We start from the raw sequence: 12,291 nt of genomic DNA on the forward strand, positions 1-12,291 counted from the left end.
GGACGGCACTGTGACGGGGAGCCCGCACGGCGGCGCCGGTCCTGTCCCTGGGCACGCCACCACTCTCCCTGCGGCGGCGGTCTCGGAGGGGGTCGGGGCGGCGGAGTCCATGGTCGCGAATCTAGTCCGGACGGCCGACACGGAGGGGCCCGCCGCACCGCGCGCCGGGGCGGGTCGACCCCGCCGGCAGCGCCCGTGTAACGATCTGGTGAACCGTGCGCGACACGGCGGAGTGGCGGCTCGAGCGCTCGGATACTCTCTCCCCTGGCGGGACCCGAGCCGCCGCAGGGAGAGTGGTGGCGTGCCCAGGGACAGGACCGGCGCCGCCGTGCGGGCTCCCCGTCACAGTGCCGTCCCGCTCCCGGCCGCGGCCTCCCGCGGAGCCTCCTCGAGCGGCGTCCTCGCCGAGACCGGCCCGGTCGAGCCGACCGCCGTCGCACCCGCGCACCGCCGGCCGCTGGGCGACTCCGGTCACGACCTCTTCCCCTTCGTGCTCGACGCGGCGGCACTCGGTCGCGACGACGGTGCCGCGCTCCTCGAGCGCTACGCGGCGTGGGGCGGCAACGGCGTCGTCGTCACCGACTCGCGCCTCGCGGACGGCGTCGGCGGCTGGCCCGCCGGACACCGCGACCGGGACCGCTTCCTCCTGATCGGCCGCTTCGCCGCACCGGCCGGGGCCCCCGCGACGCCGCGCGCGCTGGTGGACCGTGTCGAGGGGGTGCTGCGCCGCCTCCGCACCGACCGCCTCGACGTGCTGGCGGTCCGACCCGACGGGGCCGGGCGCCTCGACGAGCTCCTCAGTGCGGTCGACGTGCTGCTGACACGCGGTCTGGTGCGCTCGGTCGTCGCCTCCGGCTTCTCCCCGGAGGAGCTCTTCGAGGCGCGCGTCCTGGCCGCACACGGGCTGCCCCGCCTCGCCGGCGCAGAGGTCCGCTGGAACCTGCTCGAGCGGCCCGGCTCGGAGGGCGATCTCGGCCTCGTCGCCGCCGGCCAGGGACTCGCCCTGCTCGCGACCGTCCCCCTCGCCCACGGGTTCCTCCGCGGCGCCGAGCGCACCCGCCGCGAGCTCGGCCGCCTGCCCGACGGAGCCCTCGCCGCCGCCCACCTCGGGCGCCGCGGACGCCGGGTCCTCGCCGTCCTCGACGCGATCGGCGCCGAGCTCTCGGCCGCTCCCGCCGCCGTCGCCCTGGCCTGGCTGCTCGGCCGGCCGCGCCTGACCGCTGCGACCGTCGCCCCGCGCTCGCCCGCCGACGTGGACGCGCTCGTCCGCGCGGTCTCGCTCGACCTCGACGCGGGACACCTGGCCGCGCTCGAGCGCGCGCGCCGCTGACCGCGCCCGACCGCGACCAGCCGGGCACCTCTCCCGCCACGGCGCGACAGCCCGGCCGGGCCGCCGTCGCCGGTGGCCTAGGGTGGGCACGATGAACCACGGAGTCGCACTGCCCCTCGACCAGCCGGAGACGTCAGTCCGGGCCGCAGGCGGATCCACGGTCCGCCGCTCCGTCCTCCCGAGCGGTGTCCGCATCCTCAGCGAATCGGTGCCCGGCGCCCGCAGCGCCACGATCGGCTTCTGGGTCGCCGCGGGATCGCGCGACGAGCGGCCCGGCCGTCCCGCGACCGCGGGCGGGCCCGCCGTGCCCTCCAACGTCGGCTCGACGCACTTCCTCGAGCACCTGCTGTTCAAGGGCACGCAGAAGCGGTCCGCCCTCGACATCGCCGTGTCCTTCGACTCCGTCGGCGGGGAGCACAACGCTCTCACCGCCAAGGAGTACACCTGCTACTACGCCAAGATCCAGGACCGCGACCTCCCGATGGCGGTCGAGGTGATCGCCGACATGGTGACCTCCAGCCTGATCGACCCGGACGAGTTCGAGACCGAGCGCGGGGTCATCCTCGAGGAGCTCGCGATGGCGGACGACGATCCGGGCGACGTCGCGGGGGAGAAGCTGTTCGAGGCCGTCTTCGGCGACCACCCGCTGGGCCGCCCGATCGGGGGCACCGCGGCGACCATCGGCGAGGCCACCCGGGATGCGGTCTGGGCGCACTACCGCGCCGCCTACCGCCCGCGCGACGTGGTGATCACGGTCGCGGGCGCCGTCGACCACGAGGCGCTCGTCGCGCTGCTCCAGCGGGTGCTGGTCGCCGACGGCTGGGACCTCGGCACCGCGGCCTCGCCCGTCGAGCGGCGCGTCGGCGGCCGCGCCTCCTACACCCGCGGCAGCGCCCTGTCGGTCGTGCACCGCCCCACCGAGCAGGCGAACCTGCTGGTCGGCTTCCCCGGTCTCGCCGCGGGCGACGAGCGGCGGATGACGATGGGCGTCCTCAACTCGATCCTCGGCGGCGGCATGTCCTCGCGCCTGTTCCAGGAGGTGCGCGAGAAGCGCGGCCTGGCCTACTCCGTCTACTCCTTCGCCCCGTCCTACTCCGACGCGGGCCTCTTCGGACTGTACGCCGCCTGCACCCCGGCGAAGGCGGGGACGGTCGCCGAGCTCCTGCTCACCGAGTTCCACCGCCTCGCCGAGGACGGCGTCACCGATGACGAGCTCGCCCGCGCCCGCGGCCAGCTCTCGGGAGCGGCGGCGCTCGCGCTGGAGGACTCCGACACCCGGATGTCGCGCCTCGGCCGCGCCGAGCTGACCTTCGGCGAGTTCGTCGACCTCGACGAGAGCCTGCGCCGACTCGCCCTCGTCGGCGCGGAGGACGTCCAGGCACTCGCGGCAGACTTGGCGCGGGGGCCGTCGTCGATCTCGGCCGTCGGCGCGGTCGACGAGTCGGCCTTCGCCGGGATCGCCGGGGTCGAGAGCGCCTCCGCGATCTGATCCGATCGTCGAACGCCCGCTGATCGCGCACCGCCGCGCCGCACCAGGGAGGACCCCGTGTCCCACTACATCTACCTCGTCCGCCACGGCGAGCAGCAGGACGCCGAGCACGGCATGCCGGACGGCCCGCTCTCGGCCCGAGGCGAGCGCCAGGCGAGGCTCATCGCCGAACGGCTCGGCGGAGTCCCCTTCACCGGAGCGTGGCACTCGCCGCTGCGCCGGGCCGAGGAGACGGCAGCGCGCTTCCAGACGCTCCTGCCGAGCCTGCCGCTCCAGCCGTCCTCGCTGCTGTTCGACTGCATCCCCTCGGGGCCGACCCCGGACATGCCCAAGGCGTTCGAGCCCTTCTTCGGCAGCGTGACCGCGGCCGAGATCGAGGCGGGGCACGCGCAGATGCAGGACGCGGTGGCCGAGTTCCTGGCGCCGTCGCGCGAGGACCGCCACGACCTCCTCATCACCCACAACTTCGTGATCGGCTGGTTCGTCCGCCACGTGTTCGACGCTCCCGACTGGCGGTGGCTGGGCCTCAACCAGGCGAACTGCGGGCTGACGATCATCCGCGTCCGCTCCCGCAAGCCGCCGGTGCTCGTCGTGCACAACGACCTCTCGCACCTGCCCGTGGAGCTGCGCACCGGCCTGCCCGAGGCCCAGCCGTACTGAGCCGCGGGCTACGCTGAGTCGGTGACTACCTCCGTCGCCGTGGTCGGCGCGTCCGGCCGACTCGGCTCGTTCACCTGCTCGCTCATCGAGGCGTCGAGCGAGTTCTCGCTCGTCGCGCGGCTCGGCTCGCGGAGCGATCCCGCCGAGATGCTCGAGGCCGACGTCGTCGTCGACATGACCGTGCCGGCCGTCAGCCAGCAGATCGTCGACTTCGCCGTGGCGAACGGGAGGAAGGTGCTCGTCGGCACCTCCGGCTGGACCGGCGACCGCATCGCGGCCCTCCGGCGCAGCGTCGCCGAGCAGCCCGAGGCCGGCGTCGTGATCATCCCGAACTTCTCGCTGGGCTCGGTGCTCGCGACCGCTCTGGCCACCGTGGCTGCGCGCTTCTTCGACGCGGCCGAGATCGTCGAGACCCACGGCGCCCGCAAGGTCGACTCACCCTCGGGGACCGCGGTCCGCACGGCCGAGCTCCTGCTGCGCGCCCGGGCCGAGCTCGGTCCGGTGCAGGCTCCGCACACCGATCAGCGGGCCCGCGGCCAGCAGGTCGCGAGCGTCCCGGTCCACAGCCTCCGCCTGCCCGGAGTGGAGGCGCGCCAGGAGGTCGTCTTCGGCGGCACCGGCGAGACGGTCACCATCCGCCACGACACCACGTCGCAGGCGTCCTACGAGCAGGGCGTCCTGCGCGCTCTCGACGCGGTCCGCACGACGACGGGCGTGGTGGTGGGCCTCGACGCCCTCCTCGACCTGCGCGCCGCCTTCGACGCCGCGCCCCTGGCCGAGCGGCCGGTCGACGAGCAGCCCGTCGTCGACCGGGCACCGTCCGGCCAGGCCGCCGCAGCGACGAGCATCCCGTGAGGACCCGCGTCGGCGTCGTCCTGATGGCGGTCCTGCTCGCCCTCTACCTGTTCGTCTGCCTGCAGTACTCCGTCGTCGCCTTCGCCGCGGCGACGGTGCCGGGCATCGTGATGGGCGTCGGCCTGCTGATCCTCGGCGCGGTGGGAGTCTGGGGGCTCGTGCGCGAGCTGCTGTTCGGGCTCCGCGCGGAGAAGCTGGCCCGTCGGCTGGAGGGCGAGAACGCGCTCCCGCAGGAGGTCCTCGACTCGCGGGCCAGTGGGCGGCCGCTCCGGGAGGAGGCGGACGCGCTGTTCCCGCAGTACGCGGAGGAGGTCGACGCGCAGCCCGGGAGCTGGCGCGCCTGGTACCGTCTCGGCCTCGCCTACGACGCGAGCGGCGACCGCAAGCGCGCCCGGGGCGCGATCCGCCGGGCCATCGCGCTGGAGCACGAGGCTCCGGCCTGACCGTCCGGCCGCGACCGGGCGGCCCGGGCGCTCAGGCGGCCCGGATCAGGCGAGCACCCACGCCAGCGCCTCGCCGACCGTACGGTGGCGGAACTCGAAGCCGTCGTCGAGGAGCCGCTGGGGGACCAGGCGCTGGCTCGAGAGCAGCAGCTCGTGCCCGGCGTCGCGCAGCGCGAGCTCGATGATCTTCTCGGGGACGGCCAGCTTGAACGGGCGGTGCAGCTGCTCGGCGAGCGTGCGCATCACGTCGTTCGCGGTCGCCGGCACCGGTCCGGCGAGGTTCACCGGGCCCGAGAGCGAGGACGTGAGCAGGTGGCGGATCGCCGCGGCCTCGTCGTAGAGGCTGATCCAGGGCCAGGCCTGGTTGCCGCTGCCGAGCGGCCCGCTGAGGCCGAGCCTGGTCAGGGGCAGGAGCGGCTTGAGCGCGCCGCCGTCGCCGAGGACGAGCCCGGTGCGAGCGGTGACCACCCTCGTGGCCTCGGGGGCGAGGTGGGCGGCCTTCTCCCAGCGGTCGACGACGTCGGCGAGGAACCCGTCGCCGCGGGAGGACTGCTCGGTGAGCTCCTCGCCCGGGCGGTCTCCGTAGTAGCCGACCGCGGAGGCGTTGATCAGCGTCGTCGGCGGGGTCGAGGACATCCGCATCGCGTCGGTGAGGGTCTGCGTGGACTGGATCCGCGAGTCGAGGATCTCCCGCTTGTAGGACGCGGTCCACGGCAGGCGGCTGATCGAGGCGCCGGAGAGGTTGATCACGGCGTCGACGCGGTCGAGCACGCTGAAGTCGAGCATGTGCGAGGTGGGCGCCCAGTGGAACTCGTCCGGGCTCGACGGCGCGTGGCGCACCAGGCGCAGGATCTCGTGCCCCTCGGCGCGCAGCTGGCGGGCCAGCTCCGAGCCGATCATCCCGCTGGCGCCGGAGATCAGGACGCGGAGCCGGGGAGCGGAGGCGTCCGGCCGCGCAGAGGGCTGCTCGGACGGCGTCGACACGTGCTCGCCCGGCGTGCGCGAGGCGCGTCGCGGCGAGCCGGAGCCCGTGGCCCCGTCGTGGTCGGAGTGCCGTGCGGATGAGTCGCTCATGGTGCCTCCCGGAGCCGGTCGCGGGCCGCCCGCGAAGCGGACCCAGCCTAGAGCCTCACGCCCGGGAGCCCGCCGAGCGCTCGACCAGGCCGGCCCGCGCGAGCACGAGGTAGAGCTCGCAGCCCAGGCAGAGGCCGAACACGGCGTTGAGGAAGGCGGCGAGGAAGGCGACGGCCGCGGCGACCGGAACCGATCCCGGGACACCGGCGACGTGCAGGAGGACGCCGGCGCCGGTCACCACCAGGCCGATCAGCTGGGCGAAGCGCGGCGGGCGGGCGTCCTCCCACTCGCGCGGCGGTGTCAGGTGCGGCCGGACCACCTGGCGGAACAGCACCGCCCAGGGGCCGGACCCGACGCCGCGCGCGGCCGACCAGGCGAAGAGGGCGGCGAGCGCGAGCAGCAGGAGGAATCCGGGCTGGGAGAGCCGGCCGTCGAGGTCGGCCCGGGCCGGGGCCGCGAGCCCGAGGCCCACGGCCGTGAGGAGGAGTGCGGCGGTGATTCCGGCGGCGACCCTCGGGCCGCGGGGATCGACGGTGCCGGACGGGGGAGTGGCGCCGGTGGTTGAGGGGGAGCGGGTGCTCATCATGTCTCCTGGAGTCGGTCGAGCTCGATGGTCAGAGCGGCGCGGGTCGGAGCGCCGCCGATGCGGCTCCGCGGCACTCCGTCTCGATCGAGCAGGAGGAGCGTGGGCGTCTGCCGGACGCGGAAGCGCGCCGCGAGGTCGGGGCGGTGCGTCAGATCGACGTCGAGGTGCGCCAGCCCGGGCCGTTGCTGGGCGAGCTCCCCGAGCATCCGTCGCACCGCTGGGCACCGCGTGCAGACGTCGGTCGAGAACTGCACGACTGTGGCTCGGGTCCCGAGCACTGCGCCGGGGACGAGCTCTCCGGGGTCGATCGCGGGGTCCTCGCCCGAGGGGACGCTCGCGACGCGCCCGGAGCGGGTCCGGTGGACAGCCCCGAGGACGACGCCCAGCACGACGAGGCCGAGCAGTGCGGCGAGGATCGTCACGGGCTCCATCCGGGAAGCGTAGGTCGGCGCGGACGCTGCGCGGACGACTGTGTCGGGATGTGACGACGGTCTCGGTCGGAGCGTGGTCTAGGTTCGATCCGTGACCGAACAGAGCAGCCCCAGCGCAGACCCGAGCAGTCCCGTCTTCCGCAGCGATGTCGTCGTCGAGCTCGTCCGCGCGAGCGCCCACGACTCCGACGTGCTGTTCGCGGCCCGCGTCTCGACCCAGGGCGAGAAGACGCTCGCCGAGGCGCTCGACGGCGAGGAGTCCGACGCCGAGCTGCAGCGCAAGCGCGACCGCGGCCTGATCAACTACCTGATGCGCGACCGCCACGGCTCGCCGTTCGAGCACAACTCGATGACCTTCTACGTGCAGGCGCCGATCTTCGTCTTCCGCGAGTTCATGCGCCACCGCATCGCCTCCTACAACGAGGAGTCGGGCCGCTACCGCGAGCTCCGACCGGTCTTCTACGTGCCCGGCCCCCGGCGCAACCTCGTGCAGGTCGGCAAGCCCGGCGCCTACTCCTTCGAGCCGGGCACCCCGGAGCAGGCCGACCTCGTCGCCGAGGAGACGCGCCGCGTCAGCACGCAGGCCTACGAGTCGTACCAGCGGATGCTCGGCGAGGGCGTCGCCCGCGAGGTCGCCCGGATCGTCCTCCCGCTGAACATCTACTCCTCGATGTACGTCACGCTCAACGCCCGCTCGCTGATGAACTTCCTCTCCCTGCGCACCAAGCGCGAGGACTCGACGTTCCCCTCCTTCCCGCAGCGCGAGATCGAGATGGCCGCCGAGCAGATGGAGACCCACTTCCAGGAGCTGATGCCCCTCACGGCCGCCGCCTTCACGGCGAACGGCCGCGTCGCCCCGTAGGGAGCCGCCGGGCGCGTGGGCGTGCCGGGGCCCGAGGCGTGCCCTCCGCAGGCTGCACCGCCGTCTGCAGGAGGGTGTGCCGTCTGCAGGCGAGTGTCGCCGCCGGCGGTCGAGTGTGCCGCCGGCACGCTCCGTGCGGTCCGCAGGGGGGTGTGCCGTCTGCAGGCTCCAGTGCGGTCCGCAGGGGGGTGTGCCGTCTGCAGGCTCCAGTGCGGTCCGCAGGGGGGTGTGCCGTCTGCAGGCTCCAGTTCCGTCCGCAGGGGATTGCGCCGTTTGCAGGGGATGGTCGGAGGGGAGCGCTCTCCTCCGCCTGGACAGCGGGTCGACGCCCGGATCTCCTGCAGATCGCACCGGCCAGGCCTGCAGATCGCACCGCCGCAGCCTGCAGATCGCACCGGCGAAGCCTGCAGATCGCACGGGTCACCCGCGCCGGCGGGGCGGCGGAGCGTCCTCCCCAGGCGCCGGTCGGAAGAGCTCTCCCCAGTTCCGGCGGTCGCATCGTCGACGGCGGTCCCGGTCGGGCCAGCCTCGACGGATGCGAGCGTCCTCCACCACCCTCCTCCGCGCCGGCGGCGTCGTGAAGACGGAGCAGTTCCTCCGGGAGGGGACGACCCGGCGGGAGCTGTCGCGCGCCGTCGTGTCGGGGTCGCTCGTCCGCGTCCGGAAGGGCTGGTACGCACTGCCCGGCCTCGCTCCCGCGGTCGAGCAGGCCTTCCGCGTCGGAGGGGTCCTCGCCTGCGCGGATGCAGCACGCGTCCACGGGCTCTGGGTCCCGGCTTTCCGCGGTCTCCACGTCGGAGTGCCGGAGCAGGCCTCGCGTCTGCGCGACCGCGAGCGGTACCACCTGCGGCTCGGCACCTCCGACGACGTCGTCGTGCACTGGTCAGCCGCTGCTGCGCCGCCCTGCACCCTCGTGCAGAGCATGGAGGACTGCATCGTCATCGCCTCCCTCTGTCAGGGCGCCGAGTTCGGATTCGTCCTCCTCGAGTCGGCGCTCCGGCAGGGGCTCCTCGGCACGGCGGCCAAGAACCGCCTGCTCGCCCGTCTGCCCACCCGGCTCGCGGTGCAGCTGAGCTGGGCGGGAAAGGTGTCGGAGAGCGGGCTCGAGTCGATGGTCGCGTTCCGCCTGCGCAGGATCGGAGTCCGCTTCCGCCAGCAGGTGCGCATCGGCGCTCGCCGGGTCGACTTCCTCATCGGCGAGGTCCTCATCCTGGAGGTGGACGGTGCGGAGTTCCACGAGGCCGACAGGGACAACCGTCGCGACATCGAGCTCGGCCGCCTGGGCTATCGGATCCACCACTTCCGGACCGCGACAGTCGACACGCACTGGGAAGCGGCGGAGGCGGACGTCCTCGCCGCCGTCTCCCGCGGCGATCATCTCCGCTCGTAGGGGATCGGGTCATCGGGGCTGCCCCCGGACCGCAGCGCGACCCGCAGCGGTGCCGTCTGCAGGGAGGTGTGCCGGCAGGGAGGTGTGCCGTCTGCAGGGAGGTGTGCCGTCTGCAGGGAGGTGTGCCGTCTGCAGGGAGGTGTGCCGTCTGCAGGGAGGTGTGCCGTGTGCAGGGAGGTGTGCCGTGTGCAGGTGCGATCTGCAGGGGATCCTCCGCGCGGCCGAGGCGTTGGGCGGAAGAACGCCCTTAATCGCGGAGAGCTCCTGCAGATCGCACTGCCTCCTGCAGATCGCGCTGCCTCCTGCAGATCGCACTGCCTCCTGCAGATCGCGCTGCCTCCTGCAGATCGCACCGCCCCCTGCAGACGGCACCGCCCAGACGGCACACCCGAACCCACCGGAGCGGCGCGGCGGCGACCCGCTACCCTGGCAGCGTGTCAACTCCGGAGAATCCCTTCGGCCAGGTCCTGGTCGCCCTGGTCACCCCGTTCACCGCCGACGGCGAGGTCGACTGGCCCGGTGTCGAGAAGCACATCGACGACTGCATCGCAGCGGGCGCGGACGGCATCGTGGTCACCGGGACCACGGGCGAGACCAGCACCCTGACCGACCCGGAGAAGATCCGCCTGGTGGAGGTCGGCCGCTCGGTCGCCGGGGGCCGCGCGAAGATCATCACGGGAGGCGGCTCCAACGAGACCGCCCACGCCATGCAGCTCGCCCGTCAGAGCGAGAAGGCCGGCGCCGACGGCAACATGATCGTCACCCCGTACTACAACAAGCCGACGCAGGCGGGCGTGCTCACGCACTTCCGGATGATCGCGGACGCGACGGACCTGCCGGTCATCCTCTACGACATCCCCGGCCGCACCGGCGTGCCGATCCGCTACGAGACCATCCTGCGGGCGGCCAAGCACCCGAACATCCTGGCCGTGAAGGACGCGAAGGGCGATCTCTCCGAGGTCAGCCGCGTGCTCAACCAGACCGACCTGATGTACTTCTGCGGCGACGACGCGAACGTGCTCCCCGAGCTCGCCATCGGCGCCACGGGGCTCATCGGCGTCACGGCGAACATCGCCGCCGCGCCGTACCGCACCATCGTCGACGCCGTGAACGCGGGCGACCTCCGCGCGGCCACCCGCGCGCACCAGCAGCTCGAGCCGCTCGTGCGCGCCGTGATGACGCACGTCCCCGGGACCGTCGCCGCGAAGTACATCCTGCACGGCCTCGGCCGCATCTCCTCTCCGCGCGTGCGGCTGCCCCTGGTCGGCCCGGAGGAGTCGGAGGCGGCGCTCATCGAGGACGAGCTCGGCCTGGTCCGCGACATCCCGGGCGTCGACTTCCGCAACTTCCGGCCCGACCGCAACGCCGCGGCCGGCGGCGCCCTCCCGAAGGTCGCCGGCACCACCCGCTGAGCCCGAGCGGCACGTCCCGAGAAAGCACCGCTGGAGAAGGAGGGCGCATGCCCGGTCCCGTGATCATCCCCGCCCCGCTCGCGCCGGGAACGCTGCGGATCATCCCTCTCGGCGGTCTCGGCGAGATCGGCCGCAACATGACCGTCTTCGAGATCGACGGCAGGCTCCTGATCGTCGACTGCGGCGTGCTCTTCCCGGAGGAGGACCAGCCGGGCGTCGACCTGATCCTCCCGGACTTCACGCCCATCCGGGACCGGCTCGACGACATCGTCGGAGTGGTGCTCACCCACGGCCACGAGGACCACATCGGCGCCGTCCCCTACCTGCTCCGGCTGAAGCGGGACATCCCGCTGATCGGCTCCACCCTCACGCTCGCCCTCGTCGAGGCGAAGCTCAAGGAGCACCGGATCACGCCCTACACGCTCACGGTGAAGGAGGGGGACGTCGAGAACCTCGGGCCCTTCGAGCTCGAGTTCGTCGCCGTGAACCACTCGATCCCGGACGCGCTGGCCGTGTCGATCGTCACCGACGCGGGCTCGGTGCTGCACACCGGCGACTTCAAGATGGACCAGCTGCCGCTCGACGGCCGGATCACCGACCTGCGCGCCTTCGCCCGCCTCGGCGAGGAGGGCGTCGACCTGTTCATGGTCGACTCCACCAACGCCGACGTCCCCGGCTTCACGCCGAGCGAGCGCGACATCGGCCCGGTCATCGAGAGCGTCATGGCCAGGGCGACCCGCCGCGTCATCGTCGCGAGCTTCTCGAGCCACGTCCACCGGGTGCAGCAGGTGCTCGACGCGGCCCACGCCACCGGCCGCCGCGTGGCGCTGCTCGGCCGCTCCATGGTCCGCAACATGCGCATCGCGGCGGACCTCGGCTACCTCCACGTCCGCCCGGGCGTCCTGGTCGACATGAAGAAGTCGAGCGACGTCCCCGAGGACAGGATCGTCTACATGTCCACGGGGTCGCAGGGCGAGCCGATGGCCGTCCTCAGCCGGATGGCCAACCTCGACCACCAGATCGAGCCGGGCGAGGGCGACACCGTCATCCTCGCGTCCAGCCTCATCCCCGGCAACGAGAACGCGGTGTACCGGGTCATCAACGGGCTCACCCGGCTCGGAGCGACCGTCGTGCACAAGGGCAACGCGAAGGTGCACGTGTCCGGGCACGCCGCGGCCGGCGAGCTCCTCTACTGCTACAACATCCTCAAGCCGCTGAACGTGATGCCGGTGCACGGCGAGTACCGGCACCTGGTCGCGAACGCGCAGCTCGCGCGCGAGACCGGGATCGCGGAGGAGAACACGATCATCGCCGAGGACGGCACCGTGATCGACCTGCTCGACGGGCGGGCGACCGTCGTCGGACGGCTCGACCTGGGGTTCGTCTACGTCGACGGATCGTCGGTGGGCGAGATCACCGACGCCGACCTCAAGGACCGGCGGATCCTCGGCGAGGAGGGCTTCATCTCGATCATCGTGGTGGTCGAGGCGGGCACGGGGCGGATCGTCGTCGGCCCCGAGATCCACGCGAAGGGCTTCGCGGAGGACGACAGCGTCTTCGACGAGGTCAAGCCGCGGATCGCCGCCGCGCTCGAGGAGGCGGTGCGCAACGGGGCGAGCGATCAGCACGCGCTCTCGCAGGCCGTCCGTCGCGTCGTCGGCCGCTGGGTCAACACCTCCTACCGCCGCCGGCCCATGATCGTGCCGCTCGTCATCGAGGCCTGAGCCTCCCGGGCCGGCTGCTGATCGGCGTCGGCCGT

12 protein-coding genes are annotated in these 12,291 nt (G+C 73.3%); 9 read left to right on the top strand and 3 right to left on the bottom strand.

What is annotated here, in order from left to right; translation table 11 throughout:
• Positions 1-301: 301 nt before the first annotated feature.
• From C5D44_RS14915 to C5D44_RS14935, 5 genes are all read left to right on the top strand, one after another.
• Positions 302-1,330, top strand: a complete 1,029-nt coding sequence (locus C5D44_RS14915; protein ID WP_181118528.1) for an aldo/keto reductase — start codon at positions 302-304, stop codon at positions 1,328-1,330.
• Between the two features lie 91 nt (positions 1,331-1,421).
• Positions 1,422-2,819, top strand: coding sequence for a pitrilysin family protein (locus C5D44_RS14920; protein WP_104282141.1), 1,398 nt, complete (start codon positions 1,422-1,424; stop codon positions 2,817-2,819).
• A gap of 57 nt (positions 2,820-2,876) precedes the next feature.
• A complete protein-coding gene (locus C5D44_RS14925; protein WP_104224462.1) occupies positions 2,877-3,479 on the top strand; it encodes a histidine phosphatase family protein in 603 nt (200 codons plus the stop codon).
• Positions 3,480-3,500: 21 nt separating this feature from the next.
• A complete protein-coding gene (dapB, locus tag C5D44_RS14930; protein WP_104282124.1) occupies positions 3,501-4,334 on the top strand; it encodes a 4-hydroxy-tetrahydrodipicolinate reductase in 834 nt (277 codons plus the stop codon).
• Positions 4,331-4,777 carry a tetratricopeptide repeat protein gene (locus tag C5D44_RS14935; RefSeq protein ID WP_104233263.1) on the top strand — a complete coding sequence of 149 codons (447 nt, stop codon included), beginning with the start codon at positions 4,331-4,333 and terminating at the stop codon, positions 4,775-4,777. Before dapB ends, C5D44_RS14935 begins: the two co-directional genes overlap by 4 nt.
• Positions 4,778-4,822: 45 nt before the next feature.
• Here C5D44_RS14935 and C5D44_RS14940 read toward each other — a convergent pair whose 3' ends face one another.
• The 3 genes from C5D44_RS14940 to C5D44_RS14950 are packed head-to-tail and all read right to left on the bottom strand — an operon-like array spanning position 4,823 to position 6,868.
• Positions 4,823-5,851, bottom strand: a complete 1,029-nt coding sequence (locus C5D44_RS14940) for a TIGR01777 family oxidoreductase (protein WP_104276123.1) — start codon at positions 5,849-5,851, stop codon at positions 4,823-4,825.
• A 55-nt stretch (positions 5,852-5,906) separates the two neighbouring features.
• On the bottom strand, positions 5,907-6,434 hold the full coding sequence (locus C5D44_RS14945; protein WP_104276122.1) for a DUF4395 domain-containing protein: 528 nt from the start codon (positions 6,432-6,434) through the stop codon (positions 5,907-5,909).
• A complete protein-coding gene (locus tag C5D44_RS14950; protein ID WP_104276121.1) occupies positions 6,434-6,868 on the bottom strand; it encodes a thioredoxin family protein in 435 nt (144 codons plus the stop codon). Before C5D44_RS14950 ends, C5D44_RS14945 begins: the two co-directional genes overlap by 1 nt.
• Positions 6,869-6,959: 91 nt before the next feature.
• Here C5D44_RS14950 and thyX point away from each other — a divergent pair, with 91 nt between their 5' ends.
• The 4 genes from thyX (at position 6,960) to C5D44_RS14970 (ending at position 12,256) form a co-directional block, all read left to right on the top strand.
• Entirely contained in the window at positions 6,960-7,730 is a 771-nt protein-coding gene (gene thyX / locus C5D44_RS14955) for an FAD-dependent thymidylate synthase (RefSeq protein ID WP_104276120.1), read from the top strand.
• Positions 7,731-8,265: 535 nt separating this feature from the next.
• On the top strand, positions 8,266-9,120 hold the full coding sequence (locus C5D44_RS14960) for a type IV toxin-antitoxin system AbiEi family antitoxin domain-containing protein (protein ID WP_104276119.1): 855 nt from the start codon (positions 8,266-8,268) through the stop codon (positions 9,118-9,120).
• Positions 9,121-9,554: 434 nt separating this feature from the next.
• Positions 9,555-10,532 carry a 4-hydroxy-tetrahydrodipicolinate synthase gene (dapA, locus tag C5D44_RS14965; protein ID WP_104276118.1) on the top strand — a complete coding sequence of 326 codons (978 nt, stop codon included), beginning with the start codon at positions 9,555-9,557 and terminating at the stop codon, positions 10,530-10,532.
• 47 nt (positions 10,533-10,579) lie between these two features.
• Positions 10,580-12,256 (top strand): ribonuclease J, encoded by a 1,677-nt coding sequence (locus C5D44_RS14970; protein WP_104282125.1) that lies wholly within the window; start codon positions 10,580-10,582, stop codon positions 12,254-12,256.
• Positions 12,257-12,291: the final 35 nt, after the last annotated feature.

It is taken from the genome of Rathayibacter sp. AY1B5, from assembly GCF_002932795.1.
Classification (GTDB): Bacteria; Actinomycetota; Actinomycetes; order Actinomycetales; family Microbacteriaceae; genus Rathayibacter.